Below are 17,656 nucleotides of genomic sequence, written 5' to 3'. Positions count from 1 at the left end.
AGTAGTACCCTTTGTTGATGCTACGGAGAGTTGAATGTTTCACGAAACGAGGTCACGGGCAGAAAATGCCTTGAACAAATTTCGTGAGCCTTCCAAATTTCTTCGGGCGTGGGTGGAAGCACCGCTCACGACCGGAGCGGTTGCCCCGTCAGGCCCTGTTCTCGCCCAGAGAATGGCAGAATTCGTTCCCGTTGAGTCAAATAATCCGGTTTTAGAGTTGGGACCTGGCACTGGCCCGGTCACAAAAGCTATTCTGGAAGCAGGCATCTCTAAAGACCGTCTTACCTGCTTGGAGTACAGCACAGACTTCTGCGAACATCTCAGTGACAAGTTTGAAGGATTGAACGTGGTTCAAGGTGACGCTTACAACATGCGTCCCAGCCTTGAGCATATCGCGCCAAACTCACTGTGTGCTGTGGTTTCAAGCTTGCCGCTTGTGTCCAGACCGATGGAGTTTCGTTTGAAGTGCATTCGTGATGCCTTCGCTCTTATGAGGCCCGGTGCTCCCTTCATCCAGTTCTCTTATTCCTTCGCATCTCCGGTAACACTGAAATCCAAATTGTTCAGCTGGTCGAAAACCGGCTGGATCGTGAAGAATATTCCGCCAGCTCGTGTCTGGATTTTCCGAAAGCCCTTTTGATTTCTCAAAGGCAGGCGTTTAGCGGTCAATCACCTAAAAACACACATCTTCCATAAACCTTACGCTTGGGTAGTATAGGGTACTCTTCGTGCCGACTTTACCAGAGATCATGCAGCTCTTGAACAAGAGGTTGCAGAGCCATGTCGTGAGGATAGCCCTATGAAGCCAAAGATACTCGTTTTTTCAGGTTCAACCCGCAAAGGGTCCTACAACAAAATGCTGGCAGAGCTGATGGCGAAACACCTGACGATCGCCAATGCAGAAGTAACCACAATCAGCCTCGCCGACTATCCTCTGCCTATTTACGATGGTGACCTGGAAGATGATACGGGTATCCCTGAAAATACATTCAAGCTCAGAAAGCTCATTGAGACCCATCATGGGATCTTCATAGCCAGCCCGGAATACAACTCCTCAATCACCCCATTGCTGAAGAATACACTGGACTGGATCAGTCGCATCCAGTTGCCAGAGGAAGAACCGCTTCAGCTCTTCCACAAGTCGATCTATGCTGTCGGCGGGGCTTCTCCCGGTGCGCATGGCTCTTTGAGAGGCCTCATGCACCTGAGAACGATCATGGAAGTGTCTTTAGGGTGCCTTGTCCTGCCAGAAATGGTCTCTATTAATTTTGCGGGCAAGTCCTTTGATGAAAATGGCGACCTCACAAAAGACCACCAGATCAAGCGATTGCATAAGCTTGTTGACCGCTTCGTCAGTGAGGCAAGTCACGTAAAGCTACAGGATAACTGAGTTTTTTTGGCTTGCCGCATTGGCAATGCGGCAAGGACTACATACATAATACCGCAGACACAAATTTGAAATTGAGTTGCGCGGGAGTTTGCTCCGTTGCCGATAGAACTCTGGAGAAAAATGAATGAGTGAACCTGAACAGTGGCACGGCACAACCATCTTGACCGTGCGCAAGGGCGGCAAAGTCGTAATTGCTGGAGATGGTCAGGTGTCTCTTGGATCAACGGTCATCAAAGGCACTGCACGTAAGGTCCGCCCACTGGCTGGCGGTAAGGTTATTGCCGGCTTTGCAGGTGCGACTGCTGATGCGTTCACGCTGTTTGAGCGCCTTGAAGCCAAGCTCGAGCAATATCCCGACCAGTTGATGCGTGCATGCGTTGAAATGGCGAAAGACTGGCGCACAGATCGCTACCTTCGCCGTCTGGAAGCCATGATGCTAGTTGCCGACAAAAAGCATTCTCTGGTGCTGACAGGTACCGGCGACGTGCTTGAGCCAGAAAATGGCGTCATGGGTATCGGTTCCGGTGGCAACTTCGCGCTGTCCGCAGCTCGTGCGCTGGTTGATATGGACCTGACCGCAGAAGAGGTTTGTCGCAAGTCCATGACAATCGCAGCAGACATCTGCGTCTACACAAACAGCAACGTTACCGTCGAAGTGCTCGACGAAGAGTAACTCTAACGACAAGATACGACTGGAGATCAATAATTTTCGATCTCCAGTTCTGCGTTCAAGATACTTTTAGATCAGCTTAATTTGCTAAGCCAAGGATACTTGAAGCTTTTATTGTTCCATTTGGATTTGACGAGGAACTGATGATATCAAGAGCATCTCTTACCGGAGCCATCTCCGCAGGAATTATCAGCGCAGATCAAGCTGATAAGCTCGTCTCCTATTTATCTCTTCAAGCAGAAAACATTCAGAACCAACAAGCATCTGAATGCCTCCATGATCCGGAAGAAGTTCGGTTTACACGCGGCTTTCATGATATTTTCATTAGCCTTGGTATCCTAATTCTTTTTGCTGGCTACGGTATTGGGTTTGGCGACTCGCTCACTCAAGGCGGTCTTCCTACAGCTGCTGTTGCTGGCGCTGCTGCCATCATCACATGGGTGCTGGCCGAGTGGTTCACCAAGATCAAGAAGCTCGCGCTTCCTTCAATTTTACTGACAGGATTGTTTGGAGGTTCAATTGCGCTTGTTGGATTTGGCCTGTTCACACCTGATGTTCTGAACAACGACTCCGAAGCCATTCAGGTCATTCTGAGTTCCATCTTCGCTTTAGTAGGCGCTTCGTTGTTTTACTGGCGCTTTAAGGTGCCAATAACACTGACCGTCATTGTTGCGGGGATCATGGGCTTGATCGTAGGCGCATTGACATTGGTGACTGACACGAAAATTCTTGACTATCTGTCCTGGGTTTCGCTGGTCTGCGGTCTGTTTGCATTCGGTTGCGCGATGTATTTTGACACCAAAGACACCAAGCGGGAAACACTCAACACAGACAAGGCCTTTTGGCTTCACCTGCTTGCTGCCCCGCTTATCGTTCATTCCATCTTGAGTGGAATGTACTTTGAACAGCAGACAGAAGCTTATGCCTTGGTCTCCATTGCTGTTGTCCTGGCATTTGGTGCGGTCGCTCTCATCATCGACCGTCGTGCAATGCTGGTTGCAGCGCTGAGTTACCTTGGCTTCGCATTAGCCTATTTGCTGGAGTCTGCCGACTTTTCTGCATCGCAGCTAACTGCTATCTCCCTTGTATTACTTGGGAGTTTTGTTTTGCTACTCGGTTCAGGCTGGAACGTGGCGCGACGGATCGTTATGCGCCCTCTTGCAGGAACCACACTCACTACATATCTGCCACCTATCCGGAACTAGAAAGTAAGAAAATGACAAATTTCTCTCCTCGGGAAATCGTTAGTGAACTCGATCGCTACATCATCGGCCAGCATGACGCGAAACGCGCAGTGGCAATTGCACTGCGCAACAGATGGCGTCGTCAGCAGTTGGATGAAGAGCTGCGCGAAGAAGTTCAGCCAAAGAACATTCTCATGATTGGCCCAACCGGTGTTGGTAAAACTGAGATCTCTCGTCGCCTTGCTAAGCTTGCGAATGCTCCTTTCACAAAAGTTGAAGCAACCAAGTTTACCGAGGTGGGGTACGTTGGCCGTGATGTAGAGCAGATCGTGCGTGATCTGGTCGAATCCAGCATCGCCCTTGTACGCGAGCAAAGCCGCAAAGAAGTCGAAGCAAAAGCACATGTTCTTGCTGAAGAGCGTGTTCTGGATGCATTGGTCGGCAACAATGCAAGCCCGGCCACCCGAGATACATTCCGCAAGAAGCTGCGTGAAGGCGACCTCGACGACAAAGAAATTGAAGTTGAAGTGCGTGCCAACCCACAGATGCCAAGCTTCGATATTCCTGGCATGCCAGGGGGCAGCGTCGGTGTCATGAATATCTCTGACATGCTGGGTAAGGCATTTGGTGGTCAGACCAAGCCGAAGCGCACAAACGTCAAAGATAGCCACAAGCTTCTTCTGGCAGAGGAGTCCGACAAGCTTCTCGATGAAGAGAAGGTTGTTCAAGAGGCAATTGAGCTGGTTGAAAACTCCGGCATCGTTTTCCTCGATGAGATCGACAAAATCTGCGGGAAAGATGGCCGTAATGGTGGCGATGTTTCCCGCGAAGGCGTTCAACGTGACTTGCTGCCACTGATCGAGGGCACTGTTGTTTCAACAAAACATGGCCCGGTGAAAACAGACCACATTCTGTTCATCGCATCTGGTGCATTCCACGTCTCAAAACCATCAGACCTTCTGCCTGAACTTCAGGGTCGTCTTCCGATCCGTGTTGAGCTGAAAGCGCTGACGAAAGAAGATTTTGTCAAGATCCTGACAGAAACTGAAGCCAGCCTGATCAAGCAGTATGTTGCATTGATGGCGACGGAAAGCGTGAGCATCGAATTTACCGAGGACGCAATCGACGAGATTGCGACAGTTGCTGTTGATTTGAATGCGACGGTCGAAAACATTGGGGCTCGCCGCTTGCAGACTGTGATGGAGCGTGTGCTGGATGAGATTTCCTTCGTCGCACCAGACAAGTCTGGTGAGCAAGTCACAATTGATGCAGCCTACGTGAAGTCGAATGTGAGTGAACTGGCCAAGAATGTCGATTTGTCTCAGTTCATCCTCTAACTGACGAAAAAATCAGTCGGAAAAAGAAAACCTAACGGTATGTGGCAAGGAAAAATACTTGCCGCATACCACCTCAAGTGGCAGCATGCCGACATGGTAGCTATTCGCAAAAGTAATGAAGAAGGTCACGACCGAAAGTTTCTGGTTGTAGTCGATGACACTCCAGAATGTGGTCGAGCCATCGTTTATGCCTCAAAGCGTGCGGCTCGTACCGGCGGTGTCGTTCTCTTACTCTTTGTCATTGCACCCGGAAACTTCCAGCATTGGCTAGGGGTTGAGGATATTATGCGCCAGGAAGCGCGTGATAATGCAGACACCATTTTGGCCAAAGCTGCCGAAAAGGTGAGAGCTGCTGCACGGACAGAGCCAGAGCTGGTTGTGCGCGAAGGTCACCAGTCAGATGAGATCATTGACCTGATTGAAGAAGATGCAGACATTGCGATTCTTGTATTGGCAGCAGGAACCAGCAAAGAAGGCCCAGGGCCTCTTGTTTCATCCATTGCGGGCAAATCGGCAGGAACATTCCCGATTCCGACGACCATCGTACCAGGTAATTTGGACGATGATGCACTAGATGCTCTTGCCTGATCAGGTTTACCTATCATATAGAACTTGAAAACAGTCATTGCTGAAGCGTTAAGTAGTGTAAACTGTGCTGTGACTGCTTGCGAAAGCTCTTTGGCATAAAAATCGGAAACAAAACCATGTTCATTCAGACCGAAGCGACACCAAATCCGGCAACTCTCAAGTTTTTGCCTGGCCGCGTAGTCTTGTCGGAAGGCACACGCGATTTTCGCTCGGCAGGAGAAGCCACAATATCGCCGCTGGCGGAGAAGCTTTTTACTATTCCAGGCGTTGTTGGCATCTTCTTTGGTCATGACTTTATCACCGTAACCAAGGATGAGACTGATTGGCAGCACATGCGCCCGGCTATTCTTGGTGCGATCATGGAAAACTTCATGGCCAACACCCCGATCCTGAAAGGTGAGGAAGCTGGTGATGGCGATACAGGAGAAGAGTTCTTCGACGCAGAAGACGAAGAAACCGTAACCATGATCAAAGAGCTGCTCGAAACCCGCGTACGCCCTGCAGTTGCTCAAGATGGTGGTGACATAACATTCAGGGGATATCGTGAGGGTATCGTTTATTTGAGCATGCGCGGCGCCTGTGCAGGTTGCCCATCCTCAACAGCGACACTGAGCCATGGCATTCAGAACCTGATGCGGCATTTCATCCCAGAAGTTCAAGAAGTTAGACAGATGTAGTTTCTGCTAATGTAAATCTTCTGAAACAGGGCAGCACCAGCTGCCCTTTTTGCTGCAAGGCCAAAAAATACTCCGGGTGTTAAACGAATTGGTTGCTCGACAACCAGCTGCCCTAACGATAAGCCGAACTTATGAAGTTGCTTGCTATTGATACCGCACTAAGTACCTGTGCTGCCGCCGTTTTAACCGATGAAGGCGGTACGCCGGATATTGTCTCCCAATGCGAAGATCTCGGACGAGGTCATGCCGAACGCATTATGGGCATGGTTGCGAGTGTCATGACAGACTCCTCGACAACGTTTAACTCACTGGACCGCATTGTTGTAAATGTTGGTCCGGGTAGTTTTACAGGTCTGCGTGTCGGTCTTTCCATTGCGCGTGGGTTTGGTCTCGTTCTCGAAAAGCCTGTTGTTTCGGTCACAACATTGGCTGCAATCGCACACGAGTCTTTGGACGCAGCTCCCGTCAGAAAACCAATTCTGGTGGTTCTCGATGCGCGTCGTAATGAAGTCTACTGCCAAAAGTTTGATGAAACTGGTGCTCCGATTGGAGAGGCCCGCGTTTCAACCGTTAAGGACCTGGCACACAGTCTCGATGCTGAGACCATTCTGGCAGGCTCTGCTGCACAGGCTGTCGCCAATGCTGCAGGCGTAGATAAATCTCGCGTTTGCAATGATGCCGCTGCTGCATCGATTGACTACATCGCAAAGCTCGGTAAAGGTGCAAAGCGTCAGGATAAAGCTCCGATGCCACTCTACCTTCGGGCTCCTGATGCTATTCCGGGTGAGAAAGGAAAGGTTCGTCGTCAATGAAGTCCTGGTGGACATCAGAAAAGCCGCCGGTTATCGAGCGTGCTGAGAAAGACGACCTGCCTAAACTGGCGAAACTTCATGCCGAGTGCTTCAAGCAGAATTGGGGTACAGCGGAACTTGCCGCAATCTTTGAGCAAAGAGGCGTTTTCTTCCTGTCTGCACGCACATCTGGTGTGACTGGAAAAGCCGATCTGGGCTTTGTCGTGATCCGTTCGATTGCAGGTGAGGCCGAAGTTTTGACTATTGCAGTCTCCCCGAAGCATCAAAAAAAGGGGATAGGGCGGAAACTTATGGAAGCCGCCATCTTCCAGCTTTACTCTGATCGTACCGAAGCACTGTTCTTGGAAGTGGATGATACGAACAGCTCCGCACTGAAGCTTTATAAAAACTTGGGCTTCAAGCAGGTTGGAGAAAGAAAAGCGTATTATGCGGCTAGCGAAGGCAGTGGAACAGCGCTTGTTATGCGTTGCGATCTCGTTTAAGCGACACTACGCATGTGAGATGAGGCTTTTAGCTCACGCTCAAACCGCGTAACAGTGAAACTGGTTCTTTTCTCTCACAGTTTTGAGGGCTAGGATACCAACGCAGACTGGAACTGTGGTGCCTGTGTGATTTTGAGGAATTGGGGCAAATGACGGCAGAAGAAAAAATGACGCTGATTGAAATGTGTGCTCATAAGGGTATGCGGATGACAGAACAGCGCCGCGTGATTGCTGATGTAATTCAGTCTGCTGAAGACCACCCAGATGTGGAAGAGCTTTACAGAAGAGCCTCCAAGATTGATCCGAAGATCTCTATCTCAACTGTTTACCGCACAGTGAAGCTTTTCGAAGACTCCGGTATCATTGAACGTCACGATTTCCGCGATGGCCGCTCCAGATACGAAACTGTTTCTGATGAACACCACGATCACCTGATTGATTTGCGCACGGGCGACGTGATTGAGTTCCGCAGCGAAGAAATCGAAAAAATGCAGGAAGAAGTCGCGCGTAAGCTGGGCTTCAAACTGGTTGATCATCGCCTGGAGCTCTACGGTATTCCGTTAGACGAAAAATAGGGGCCGTGCATGGCAACTGTCAGAGCAATTTGCATACTTGCCGCACTAACACTCTTAACGCTAACCCTCGTTCCCCCTCAGTGGGTCGCAATGAAGTTAGGTTGGCCCATTCAGCGGCAAATTCCTCTGCTTTGGCACAAAATCGCGTCTCGTCTGATTGGACTGCATATCCAGCAGCATGGGGAAATGGCGTTGGAACGCCCTCTTCTTGTAGCGTCCAATCATTGCTCCTGGCTGGATATTGTCGTTATCGGATGCACCAAGCCACTGAGCTTTATCGCTAAGTCTGAAGTTGCTGGATGGCCGATATTTGGTCAGTTTGCTAAGCTCCAACGGACAGTCTTTGTCAATCGACAGCGCAGAACTGATACCGGGCGTGTCGCCAAGGAAGTCGCTCAACGTATGGCTCAAGGCGATGCGATGGTGTTGTTTGCCGAAGGCACATCCAGCAATGGCAATGAAGTACTGCCATTCAGATCTGCACTGGTTGGTGCCGTTCATCACGCAATGAATGTCGGTGAAAAAGATGTTGCTTATGTGCAGCCTCTCTCAATTGCTTATACGCGCCTGCAAGGCATGCCAATGGGACGTTTCTGGCGCGCTCATGTTGCCTGGTACGGCGACATGGAACTTGCTGGCCATCTCTGGTCTGTCATTAAAGAAGGCGGATTAGATGTTGATTTGACATGGGGAACTCCAGTTCCTATCGAAAAAGCAACTAATCGCAAACGCTTAACGCGCGATTTGGAAGAGCAGGTCAGAGGGATGACCATAGAAGCATTGCAGGGAAATGGTCCCAAACAAGAAGAGCAGGCTCAAACCTGATCAAGACAAGGCTTCTCTTTCGGCGTAAAACAGAGTAAAGCTCTCCGAAATTCTGAAAATGACGAGCTGGCGTTGCTGATGAAACAGGCAGGTGCGCTCGGATTGCTGGGCATTAGAAAAAGAAGATACTCCGGCAGCAGATCCACTTGAGGATTTAATGGATAACCTAGTAGAAAACGAAAACCTGAGCCAATCCGAAAACACTGCGGAGGCGCTCGACAAAACCGAAGCGACCCGTAAGGTTTTCATCAAGACCTATGGCTGTCAGATGAACGTCTACGACTCCGATCGTATGAACGACGCGCTGAGCAACGATGGTTACGTTAAAACAGAAAATCCGGATGATGCGGATCTGGTTATCCTGAACACCTGCCACATTCGCGAGAAGGCGGCAGAAAAGGTCTACTCTGAACTTGGCCGTATCCGTAAGTTGAAAGAAGCGAAAGCTAAAGACGGCAAGCAGATGATGGTGTCTGTCGCTGGCTGTGTCGCTCAGGCTGAAGGTGCGGAGATTTCCCGCCGAGCGCCTATTGTTGACCTTGTTGTTGGCCCTCAGTCATACCATCGCCTTCCAGAGTTGCTGAACCGTGCATCCAACGGGTCAAAGGTCGTTGAGACAGAGTTTGATATTCAGGAAAAATTCAAGCACCTCGCAACACCTTCCAAGGAAGCAGTCCGCAAGCGTGGTGTCACAGCATTTGTGACCGTTCAGGAAGGCTGCGATAAGTTCTGTACCTTCTGTGTGGTGCCATACACTCGCGGTGCTGAAGTCTCCCGTAAGGTAGAGCAGATTGTCATGGAAACCGAGCGCTTGGCAGCTGCTGGTGTCCGTGAAGTGACCTTGCTTGGTCAGAACGTCAACGCATGGCACGGTGAAGGTCCAGATGGCCGTGAATGGGGCCTTGGTGAACTTCTGTTCCGCTTGGCAAAGATCGACGGCATTGAGCGCCTGCGCTACACCACGTCTCACCCAAGGGATATGGAAGACAGCCTGATTGCAGCTCATCGCGATCTTGATATTCTGATGCCTTATCTGCATTTGCCAGTTCAGTCTGGATCTGATGCGATCCTGAAGGCAATGAACCGCAAACACACCCGTGATGACTACTTCCGTCTGATCGACCGCATTCGTGAAGCCCGTGATGATATCGCACTCTCCGGCGACTTTATCGTTGGTTTCCCGGGCGAGACTGATCAGGATCACAAAGACACTCTGGATCTGATCCGCCGCGTCACCTATGGCTCTGCATTCTCCTTCAAATACAGCCCGCGTCCGGGTACTCCTGGTGCAACACTGGAAGAGCAGATCGACGAGCAAGTGAAGTCCGAGCGTCTGGCTGAGTTGCAAGATCTGCTCAGCACCCAGCAAAAAGACTTCAATGCGTCATTGATTGGCAAAACAATTGATGTACTGTTTGAGAAGGAAGGCCGCAGAGAAGGTCAACTTGCAGGTCGTTCACCTTGGCTCCAGCCAGTTCATGTAAATGCGCCGTTGGACCTGTATGGTGAAATCAGATCAGTAGAAATTGTCGCTGCCAGCGCAAATAGTCTGGAAGGCCGCCTTGTTTAGGTGCATGATGCTCCCAGATTCTCGCGTAAAAGCGAACGGAGGCATTATTTGAAGGGCAGAGCCCAGACAACGTCCGCTTCAAGGACGGCCATGCGCCCCATTGCGGCATCAGATATGATGCATGTGGTATTGGCATTCGAAGACAATAGGCTTGTGAGCGATCTGTTCGGTCAGTTCGACCAGAATCTTGCGCTGATTGAACAGCGGTTGGGGGTTGAGGCAGTTGCACACGGCAATCAGGTCACCATTCGAGGCAATAAAACGTCAACAGAGCAGGCTAAGCTTGCTCTGGAGTCGCTTTATACGCGTCTTCAGGGTGGTCACGACATCACACCTGGCGATGTTGATGGCGCAATCCGTCTGGCAGAAGTCGCTGAAGCGCAGCTTTCTCTGCCAACGATGGAACCCAAGTCTCGTATGGCATTTGCGCAGATCGCCACGCGCCGCAAAACATTGGTCGCCAGAACAGCCGCTCAGGATGCTTATGTCCGGGCAATGGACCGTTCTGACCTTACCTTTGGCGTTGGCCCTGCTGGTACAGGTAAAACCTTCCTTGCGGTTGCATACGCAGCTGCATTGCTGGAGCGTGGTGAGATTGATCGGATGATCCTGTCCCGCCCAGCTGTTGAAGCTGGCGAACGTCTCGGTTTCTTGCCGGGCGACATGAAGGATAAGGTAGATCCGTATCTGCGCCCGCTTTACGATGGCCTCAACGAGATGATGGCACCGGAAAAGCTGGAACGCGGCTTGGAAAGCGGCATGATTGAAGTCGCCCCCCTCGCATTCATGCGTGGTCGTACGCTCTCCAACGCTATCGTTATTCTCGATGAAGCCCAGAATACGACGACGATGCAGATGAAGATGTTCCTGACGCGCTTGGGTGAAAACTCCAAGATGATCGTGACAGGAGATCCGAGCCAGGTTGACTTGCCTCCGGGCCAGATGTCCGGCTTACGTGAAGCCTTGAAAATTCTGAGTGGCGTCGAAGGTATTTCTCGCGTGGATTTCACAGAGAGCGATGTTGTTCGTCATGAGCTGGTGGCACGTATCGTAGGCGCTTACGACAATGATAGTCGCCGCCGGTTGGAAGCCAAAGAACGTAGGCAAGCTGAAGAGGCTGCCAAGGCAAATGAAGAGCAAGGCTCCCAGGAATGAACACAGCTTGCCCGGTACACATCGACCTGCTGATTGAAGCAGGCGATTGGGAGAGTGAAGAACTATTGGAAGCGATTGCTGAAAAAGCAATCGCCGCCGCTTTTGAAACAAGTGAGCTGAGTGTAATAGAAAACACAGAAGTTTCTCTTGTCTTCACCGATGATGCCCATATTCAGGAACTGAATAAGATGTGGCGCGAGAAGGACAAGCCAACTAACGTCTTGTCTTTTCCGGGAGACGATAGCGAAGAGCCGCCATTCGGCCCGCTATTAGGTGATATTATTATTGCAAAAGAGACGCTAAAGCGCGAAGCTATAGAGCTTGAAATTCCATTTGAACACCATCTGATTCATCTTATTGTTCATGGAACCCTTCATCTTTTTGGATATGATCACCAGATAGATGAGGAAGCGGAAGAAATGGAAGCGGAAGAACGCCTGATTTTGGCGAGCCTACAAATCCCCGATCCATACAAAGATGCGCCATTATCGGCAGATAAATAACCCCTGGTATTCACGGTGAGTACAGGGAACAACGAGAGAGAGATGAGCCCGGAACCTCGAAGTACAGAAGGTGCAAGCACCTCCGCTCAGGCCGAAACTGCAGAGCCTGCAAGTAGTACCGGCACAGCTGTTGCCGAAGATACCTCTGAGCCACAAGCGATGAAGCCTGGTGTCCTGACCAGGCTGAAATCAAAACTGAACCCGTTTAGAGGTTTCCGAAGAAGCGCGGCTGTTTCATTGCGCGAAGATTTGGAAGATGAACTCGCCCGCGATAGTGAAGGTGCTGATGCTGCTTTCACGAAGGAAGAGCGCGAGTTGCTGACAAACATCCTCCAAATGCGTGAATCTCGAGTTGAAGATGTCATGATCCCACGGGCCGATATTGAGGCCGTGGAAGATACAACGACAATCGGCCAGGTGATGGCCTTGTTCAGGGCGTCTGGCCACTCTCGTATGCCTGTTTATCACGACAATCTGGATGATCCGCGAGGCATGGTCCACATCAAGGACTTGATGTCCTACTTCGTCGAGTTGGCTGTAAAAGCCAAGAAGACCGATGTGCCTTTGACTTTGGTGAAACCAGAAAAGAACTCCTCCGAGAAGTCGACAGAAGAAAAGTCTCTGCTCGATCTGTCTTGTGTTGATCTCTCAACGCCATTGAACGCGACAGGCCTGATCCGGCCTCTGCACTTTGTGCCTCCATCCATGTCTTCCTCTGACTTGATGAAGAAGATGCAGGTAACCCGTGTGCAGATGGCGCTTGTGATTGATGAATACGGCGGAACCGATGGCCTCGTGTCACTTGAGGACATCGTTGAAACTGTGGTTGGCGACATTGAAGATGAGCATGATAAGGACGAAGAAGAACTTATCATGAATGTCAGCCCGGGTGTTTGGGTAGTTGACCCTCGAATTGATCTGGAAGACCTTCAGAAAGAGCTCGGAGCGGATTTCAAGCTCGTCGAAGAGCAGACGGAAGAAGTAGACACGCTTGGTGGTCTGCTGTTCTCTATTCTGGACAGGGTTCCGGTTCGCGGTGAGTTGATCATAGATAAGACCTTGCCAGCTTTCGAGTTCGAAGTAATTGATGCTGACTTGCGCCGCATTAAACGCCTTCGTATTTCCAAGCGTCGGGTTGATCAACGCGCGGCAGTTCAGAGAATACGCCCACGCAGGCCGGAAGCTGCAGAATAAGCAGCGTAAATTTGAATTTTACCTATGACATTCGGGAGTGGGGAATGGTCTCTGCCATTGATAAGTCTCGAACTCTGATAAGCAGTCTTCGGGAATTATCAGGGTGGAGACGTGGACTTCTTGCTTTTGCAGGGGGAATAGCATCTGCCTTTGCGTTCCCTCCCTACGGTGCCTTTCCCATCCTTTGGGTGACGCTGCCACTACTGATCCTTCTTCTTGATGGGGCAAGGGATCAAACCGCAGCTCGACGTAAAACCCGTTTTTTTGCGTTCTTTCGTGTTTCCTGGGCGTTTTTCTTCGGGTTCTTCCTGATCGGATTGTTCTGGATTGCCGAAGCGTTTCTCGTCGACGCTAAGAGCTACGCTTGGATGATCCCTTTCGCGCTGGTCATACTGCCCGGTGGTCTTGCATTGATCCCGTCATTGGTGCTGAGCGGGGCTTCCTTATTCTGGACGCATGGGGTCTCTCGTATTCTGCTTTTTGTGGTTGCTTTGGCTCTTTCCAACTGGCTGCGTGGACACATACTCACAGGCTTTCCATGGAATGTGTGGGGCTATGCTTTTGCCGAAAACCTGACGCTGATGCAAAGCTTCTCTGCCTTGGGAATTTACGGTGTCGGTTTTCTTGTGTTGTTCCTGTTTTCGATGCCTGTTGTGCTGATTGACCAGAGGCGTAAGGCTGCTGCTGCCTATATCTCCGCGTGTGTGCTGGTATGGGCCGGCGTGGTTGCATACGGAACGAATAGGTTGCAGGCTCCTCAACAGACGGTTGAAGGGCTTCAGGTGCTGGTAATACAACCCAATGTACCTCAAGCGGACAAGTGGAAGCCCGAGAACAGACAAAGACTTCTACCGCTCTATCTTCAGCAAACACAGCAGGCGCTTTCCGAGCTGAAACTGGATACCGAGACCCTCATCTTCTGGCCTGAATCAGCTTTTCCATTCCTGCTGGATGAGGAACCAGGGGCTCTAGAGGCTATCGGAGCCACGCTTCCCCAAAATACTATGTTGATTACAGGTGGTATTCGCCGCGAACTGTCCGAGAACGGGAATCTCTTTTTTAACAGTACTTTTGTTGTGTCGGACGAAGGTGCACTCATAGATATCTATGACAAAGTGCGGCTGGTTCCGTTCGGGGAATATTTGCCAAAGCGCTGGCTTCTACAATCCATTGGTGTGGAGCGTCTCGTTCCGGCTCCAGCAGATTTTACTGCAGGGACGCGGCACAAAAAAATAGATTTAAAAAATTCACTTAGTTTCCAGCCCCTGATTTGTTATGAGGCAATCTTCCCGCAAACTGTTCTGCCTGTATCTGAGCGACCTAACTTGCTCGTAAATCTAACGAATGACGGATGGTTTGGCGAAACAGCAGGTCCATACCAACATTTGGCACAGGCAAGAGTTAGAGCAGTTGAACAAGGCGTGCCGTTGGTGCGAGCTGCAAATACTGGTATTTCCAGTCTAGTAGATTCCAATGGTAGAATACTCGCAGAAGTTGTTCTAAATAAAAAAGGTAGTTTCAATAGTGAATTGCCTAAAATACTAAGACCCACGCCTTACGTGAGGGTGGGTGATTCAATTTTTTGGGGAATTATTCTAGTAGTTGTTAGTATCCTATTGGTGATGGAGAAATTATTACCTACCCGTAGAGATTGACGAATGCACGCAAATGTCGTCATCTAATACACGTAAAGGTTTTCGTCTGGATCGTCAGATTTGGCCTCAAAAAAACCTTATGGGCCTGCCACCGATGCCTCTGTCAGAGGTTGTTTTGGCAATAGTCGAAATGCAGGTTTGATGAATTGCGTTCTTGCGAGAGTTGCTGAAATGCGCTCTCGTTTAAATAAAAACCCACGGTAAGGCACCGTAAAAAACCAAAGAAGAGGGCCTTTGATAATGCCCAGCAAAAAAGCACCAAACCCTATCGATATTCATGTCGGCAGCCGTGTACGTTTGCGCCGCATGATGCTTGGCATGAGTCAGGAAAAACTTGGCGAAAGCCTTGGTATTACATTCCAGCAAATCCAGAAGTATGAAAAAGGGACCAACCGGATTGGTGCAAGCCGCTTGCAGCACATTGCGACCATTCTGAAAGTGCCTGTCGCCTTTTTCTTCGAAGATGCTCCGGGAACCCCGGATGAGACGCCTGGTGTTGGTGATAATCCACAAACCACATACGTCGTCGACTTTTTGTCATCTTCTGATGGTTTAGCTCTCAATAAGGCTTTCGTTCGCATAGAAAACCCGAAAGTTCGCAAAAAGGTTGTAGAGCTCGTCAAGAGTCTTGCTGGGGATGAAGATTAAGTTTGTGATCCGTAAAATTTCGCAATTCTCCGGCAATTTTGATCTAAATCTCTTGACGTAATCGACATTCCTTGTTTGATGTAACACCAGAAGCGACGGATATGCCGTCGCTTCAATTATATTTTTCTTCCCAGAAGGACGTTTGCCAATGGCTCGTCAGAACTACGTGTTCACGTCGGAATCGGTTTCAGAAGGCCATCCCGACAAAGTCTGCGATCGCGTTTCAGATACGATCGTAGACGCATTTCTAAAGGAAATGCCAGAAGCCCGTGTAGCGTGTGAAACGCTTGCAACAACAAATAAGCTTGTTATTGCAGGTGAGACCCGCGGCCCGGCCTCTCTCACAAAAGAATATTTGGCTCACATTGCTCGCCTTGCTGTAAAGGATATCGGGTATGAGCAAGCCGGCTTTAATTGGAAAGACCTGGATGTTCAGGTTCTTTTGCATGGCCAGTCCGCTGATATTGCTCAGGGCGTAGACGCTGCTGACAATAAGGACGAAGGCGCCGGCGATCAGGGCATTATGTTTGGTTACGCATGTCGCGAAACTGAAGAGCTGATGCCTGCTCCAATCTTATACTCCCATAAGATCCTGCGTTTGCTGGCAGATGCTCGCAAATCTGGCAACGAGCCGATGCTTGGTCCAGATGCGAAAAGCCAGGTTTCCATTCGCTATGAGGATGGTAAGCCGGTAGAGGCAACATCCATCGTGCTGTCCACTCAGCATCTGGATGAAACCATGACCTCTGACGATGTGCGTGCTGTAGTCGAACCTTACATCCGCGCAGCATTGCCGGGTGACTGGGTGACCAGCAACACTATCTGGCACATCAACCCAACCGGCAAGTTCGTTATCGGTGGTCCTGATGGCGATTGTGGTCTCACAGGTCGTAAGATCATCGTGGATACATACGGCGGCGCAGCTCCACACGGTGGCGGTGCGTTCTCGGGTAAAGATCCAACCAAGGTTGACCGCTCTGCCGCATATGCTGCTCGCTATCTCGCGAAAAACGTTGTGGCGGCTGATTTAGCAGACAAGTGCACCATTCAGCTGGCTTATGCGATTGGTATCGCTGAACCGCAATCTGTCTTCGTCAACCTGCATGGTACGGGCCGTGTTGAAGGCGAGCGCGTTGAAGCTGCAATCCGTGAAGTCATGAGCTTGACCCCACGCGGCATTCGCGAGCACCTCAATTTGAACAAGCCAATCTACGCACGTACAGCAGCCTACGGCCACTTTGGCCGCGAAGCTGAAGGTGATGGTGGTTTCTCTTGGGAGAAAATCGACCTTGTCCATAACCTACGTGATGCTGTAGAGAAAGCCTACGCTTAACCTCTAACGCTAGAGAATGAACAGCTGGCCGGGGCAACCTCTGGCCAGCTTGTGTTTATGAGAACGATGGTAGATCACTACAAAGGCTCTTTTTTCGGCCGCCGCGTCGGAAAACCAGCAAGTCCGCGACAATCGCAGTTGCTTCAGGATGTTATGCCACAAGTGGCGTTGGACCTGACACAAACACCTCCAGAAAATCTGGCAGAGTTATTCCCCGTCCCAGTAAAGAGCGTTTGTCTTGAAATTGGCTTTGGGGGATCTGAGCACCTAATTCATCGCGCCAGAGAAAATCCTGAAATCGGTTTTATTGGGTGTGAGCCATTTAGCTCTGGCATTATCAAGGCTGTCTCCAGCATTGAAGAACATGGTCTCAAGAATATCCGCTTGTTTGATGATGACGCGGGTAAGTTGCTCGACTGGCTTCCGGCTGCATCATTGGATATGGCTTATCAGCTTTACCCCGATCCATGGCCAAAGAAGAAGCACTGGAAGCGTCGCTTTGTGAACCAGATCAATCTGACGCGCATTGCACGTGCTCTGAAGCCGGGCAGTGAATATCGATTTGCCAGCGATATCGACACCTATGTGGATTGGACGCTGTCCCATTGTCGCAGGCATCCGGCTTTTGAGTGGAGTGCCGAATGTGCTTCTGACTGGCGTACACCATGGAACAATTGGCCAGGTACGCGGTACGAACGCAAGGCACACCGTGAAGGTAGAATTGGCCGTTACCTGACATTTTTACGGGTTCAAGAGACGAAAACCTAAAGGGGACTCGCTTTTGTCTGCGTTCATCTTTGATTTTCTGTTGCATACAGTGGTCAAATGACTATATTGCAGAGCAAGAGTTCTCTATCGGCTCAGTTAAGAGCATTGAGGAGTGGGCCCCGAAAGGACCCGCTCTTTTTTATTAGCTAAGTCGGTAGTGATGCCTGACTGTCGAAATTCAGGTATCCGAAATAACTGCCAAAGACACTAAGCATGTCTTTGCATTAAGACGATAGGTACCAAGTGGACGAAACCGATCCCCGGATTATAAAGGAAAAGGGCCTAGAAGC

The 17,656-nt window shown here is 50.2% G+C and carries 19 protein-coding genes; all 19 read left to right on the top strand.

Going from position 1 to position 17,656, the window contains the following annotated elements:
• Positions 1 to 34: 34 nt before the first annotated feature.
• The 19 genes from PsW74_RS03345 (at position 35) to trmB (ending at position 17,366) form a co-directional block, all read left to right on the top strand.
• A complete protein-coding gene (locus PsW74_RS03345; RefSeq protein WP_208987813.1) occupies positions 35 to 640 on the top strand; it encodes an rRNA adenine N-6-methyltransferase family protein in 606 nt (201 codons plus the stop codon).
• A gap of 159 nt (positions 641 to 799) precedes the next feature.
• Positions 800 to 1,390, top strand: a complete 591-nt coding sequence (locus tag PsW74_RS03340; protein ID WP_057463085.1) for an NAD(P)H-dependent oxidoreductase — start codon at positions 800 to 802, stop codon at positions 1,388 to 1,390.
• 124 nt (positions 1,391 to 1,514) lie between these two features.
• Complete coding sequence (hslV, locus tag PsW74_RS03335; RefSeq protein WP_057463084.1) at positions 1,515 to 2,063, top strand: ATP-dependent protease subunit HslV; 549 nt, start codon at positions 1,515 to 1,517, stop codon at positions 2,061 to 2,063.
• Positions 2,064 to 2,203: 140 nt separating this feature from the next.
• Complete coding sequence (locus PsW74_RS03330; protein WP_063286337.1) at positions 2,204 to 3,265, top strand: hypothetical protein; 1,062 nt, start codon at positions 2,204 to 2,206, stop codon at positions 3,263 to 3,265.
• 11 nt (positions 3,266 to 3,276) lie between these two features.
• Positions 3,277 to 4,581 carry an ATP-dependent protease ATPase subunit HslU gene (gene hslU, locus PsW74_RS03325; RefSeq protein WP_063286338.1) on the top strand — a complete coding sequence of 435 codons (1,305 nt, stop codon included), beginning with the start codon at positions 3,277 to 3,279 and terminating at the stop codon, positions 4,579 to 4,581.
• 93 nt (positions 4,582 to 4,674) lie between these two features.
• Positions 4,675 to 5,169 (top strand): universal stress protein, encoded by a 495-nt coding sequence (locus PsW74_RS03320; RefSeq protein ID WP_057463249.1) that lies wholly within the window; start codon positions 4,675 to 4,677, stop codon positions 5,167 to 5,169.
• A gap of 116 nt (positions 5,170 to 5,285) precedes the next feature.
• Positions 5,286 to 5,846 carry a NifU family protein gene (locus PsW74_RS03315; RefSeq protein ID WP_057463082.1) on the top strand — a complete coding sequence of 187 codons (561 nt, stop codon included), beginning with the start codon at positions 5,286 to 5,288 and terminating at the stop codon, positions 5,844 to 5,846.
• A gap of 131 nt (positions 5,847 to 5,977) precedes the next feature.
• Positions 5,978 to 6,658: a tRNA (adenosine(37)-N6)-threonylcarbamoyltransferase complex dimerization subunit type 1 TsaB gene (tsaB, locus tag PsW74_RS03310; protein WP_063286339.1), complete on the top strand. Its 681-nt coding sequence runs from the start codon at positions 5,978 to 5,980 to the stop codon at positions 6,656 to 6,658.
• Positions 6,655 to 7,140, top strand: a complete 486-nt coding sequence (gene rimI / locus PsW74_RS03305) for a ribosomal protein S18-alanine N-acetyltransferase (protein WP_063286340.1) — start codon at positions 6,655 to 6,657, stop codon at positions 7,138 to 7,140. The genes tsaB and rimI overlap by 4 nt, the downstream gene beginning before the upstream one ends.
• Before the next feature lie 149 nt (positions 7,141 to 7,289).
• Positions 7,290 to 7,715 carry a Fur family transcriptional regulator gene (locus PsW74_RS03300; protein ID WP_057463079.1) on the top strand — a complete coding sequence of 142 codons (426 nt, stop codon included), beginning with the start codon at positions 7,290 to 7,292 and terminating at the stop codon, positions 7,713 to 7,715.
• Between the two features lie 9 nt (positions 7,716 to 7,724).
• Positions 7,725 to 8,540, top strand: coding sequence for a lysophospholipid acyltransferase family protein (locus PsW74_RS03295; RefSeq protein WP_063286341.1), 816 nt, complete (start codon positions 7,725 to 7,727; stop codon positions 8,538 to 8,540).
• Positions 8,541 to 8,697: 157 nt separating this feature from the next.
• Positions 8,698 to 10,110 carry a tRNA (N6-isopentenyl adenosine(37)-C2)-methylthiotransferase MiaB gene (miaB, locus tag PsW74_RS03290; protein WP_063286342.1) on the top strand — a complete coding sequence of 471 codons (1,413 nt, stop codon included), beginning with the start codon at positions 8,698 to 8,700 and terminating at the stop codon, positions 10,108 to 10,110.
• Positions 10,111 to 10,200: 90 nt separating this feature from the next.
• Positions 10,201 to 11,265 carry a PhoH family protein gene (locus PsW74_RS03285; protein ID WP_193775895.1) on the top strand — a complete coding sequence of 355 codons (1,065 nt, stop codon included), beginning with the start codon at positions 10,201 to 10,203 and terminating at the stop codon, positions 11,263 to 11,265.
• Positions 11,262 to 11,768: an rRNA maturation RNase YbeY gene (gene ybeY, locus PsW74_RS03280; RefSeq protein WP_063286343.1), complete on the top strand. Its 507-nt coding sequence runs from the start codon at positions 11,262 to 11,264 to the stop codon at positions 11,766 to 11,768. The genes PsW74_RS03285 and ybeY overlap by 4 nt, the downstream gene beginning before the upstream one ends.
• A 42-nt stretch (positions 11,769 to 11,810) precedes the next feature.
• Positions 11,811 to 12,962: a hemolysin family protein gene (locus tag PsW74_RS03275; RefSeq protein WP_082830462.1), complete on the top strand. Its 1,152-nt coding sequence runs from the start codon at positions 11,811 to 11,813 to the stop codon at positions 12,960 to 12,962.
• Positions 12,963 to 13,006: 44 nt separating this feature from the next.
• The gene (gene lnt / locus PsW74_RS03270; RefSeq protein WP_063286345.1) at positions 13,007 to 14,617 is read left to right on the top strand and encodes an apolipoprotein N-acyltransferase; all 1,611 of its coding nucleotides are present in this window, start codon (positions 13,007 to 13,009) and stop codon (positions 14,615 to 14,617) included.
• Positions 14,618 to 14,854: 237 nt separating this feature from the next.
• Positions 14,855 to 15,265 carry a helix-turn-helix domain-containing protein gene (locus PsW74_RS03265; RefSeq protein ID WP_057463247.1) on the top strand — a complete coding sequence of 137 codons (411 nt, stop codon included), beginning with the start codon at positions 14,855 to 14,857 and terminating at the stop codon, positions 15,263 to 15,265.
• A 148-nt stretch (positions 15,266 to 15,413) separates the two neighbouring features.
• The gene (gene metK / locus PsW74_RS03260; protein WP_057463073.1) at positions 15,414 to 16,598 is read left to right on the top strand and encodes a methionine adenosyltransferase; all 1,185 of its coding nucleotides are present in this window, start codon (positions 15,414 to 15,416) and stop codon (positions 16,596 to 16,598) included.
• 66 nt (positions 16,599 to 16,664) lie between these two features.
• Positions 16,665 to 17,366 (top strand): tRNA (guanosine(46)-N7)-methyltransferase TrmB, encoded by a 702-nt coding sequence (gene trmB / locus PsW74_RS03255; protein ID WP_063286346.1) that lies wholly within the window; start codon positions 16,665 to 16,667, stop codon positions 17,364 to 17,366.
• Positions 17,367 to 17,656 lie beyond the last annotated feature (290 nt).

Origin of the sequence: Pseudovibrio sp. W74 (genome assembly GCF_001623085.1) — a bacterium.
GTDB lineage: Bacteria > Pseudomonadota > Alphaproteobacteria > Rhizobiales > Stappiaceae > Pseudovibrio.
Note: the sequence above shows the minus strand (reverse complement) of the source record. Positions and strands in the feature narration are given on the sequence as shown.

Coding starts and splice junctions, on each gene's coding strand:
- PsW74_RS03345 (WP_208987813.1), top strand. CDS start 35: ATGTTTCACGAAACGAGGTCACGGGCAGAAAATGCCTTGAACAAATTT.
- PsW74_RS03340 (WP_057463085.1), top strand. CDS start 800: ATGAAGCCAAAGATACTCGTTTTTTCAGGTTCAACCCGCAAAGGGTCC.
- hslV (WP_057463084.1), top strand. CDS start 1,515: ATGAGTGAACCTGAACAGTGGCACGGCACAACCATCTTGACCGTGCGC.
- PsW74_RS03330 (WP_063286337.1), top strand. CDS start 2,204: ATGATATCAAGAGCATCTCTTACCGGAGCCATCTCCGCAGGAATTATC.
- hslU (WP_063286338.1), top strand. CDS start 3,277: ATGACAAATTTCTCTCCTCGGGAAATCGTTAGTGAACTCGATCGCTAC.
- PsW74_RS03320 (WP_057463249.1), top strand. CDS start 4,675: ATGGTAGCTATTCGCAAAAGTAATGAAGAAGGTCACGACCGAAAGTTT.
- PsW74_RS03315 (WP_057463082.1), top strand. CDS start 5,286: ATGTTCATTCAGACCGAAGCGACACCAAATCCGGCAACTCTCAAGTTT.
- tsaB (WP_063286339.1), top strand. CDS start 5,978: ATGAAGTTGCTTGCTATTGATACCGCACTAAGTACCTGTGCTGCCGCC.
- rimI (WP_063286340.1), top strand. CDS start 6,655: ATGAAGTCCTGGTGGACATCAGAAAAGCCGCCGGTTATCGAGCGTGCT.
- PsW74_RS03300 (WP_057463079.1), top strand. CDS start 7,290: ATGACGGCAGAAGAAAAAATGACGCTGATTGAAATGTGTGCTCATAAG.
- PsW74_RS03295 (WP_063286341.1), top strand. CDS start 7,725: ATGGCAACTGTCAGAGCAATTTGCATACTTGCCGCACTAACACTCTTA.
- miaB (WP_063286342.1), top strand. CDS start 8,698: ATGGATAACCTAGTAGAAAACGAAAACCTGAGCCAATCCGAAAACACT.
- PsW74_RS03285 (WP_193775895.1), top strand. CDS start 10,201: ATGCGCCCCATTGCGGCATCAGATATGATGCATGTGGTATTGGCATTC.
- ybeY (WP_063286343.1), top strand. CDS start 11,262: ATGAACACAGCTTGCCCGGTACACATCGACCTGCTGATTGAAGCAGGC.
- PsW74_RS03275 (WP_082830462.1), top strand. CDS start 11,811: ATGAGCCCGGAACCTCGAAGTACAGAAGGTGCAAGCACCTCCGCTCAG.
- lnt (WP_063286345.1), top strand. CDS start 13,007: ATGGTCTCTGCCATTGATAAGTCTCGAACTCTGATAAGCAGTCTTCGG.
- metK (WP_057463073.1), top strand. CDS start 15,414: ATGGCTCGTCAGAACTACGTGTTCACGTCGGAATCGGTTTCAGAAGGC.
- trmB (WP_063286346.1), top strand. CDS start 16,665: ATGGTAGATCACTACAAAGGCTCTTTTTTCGGCCGCCGCGTCGGAAAA.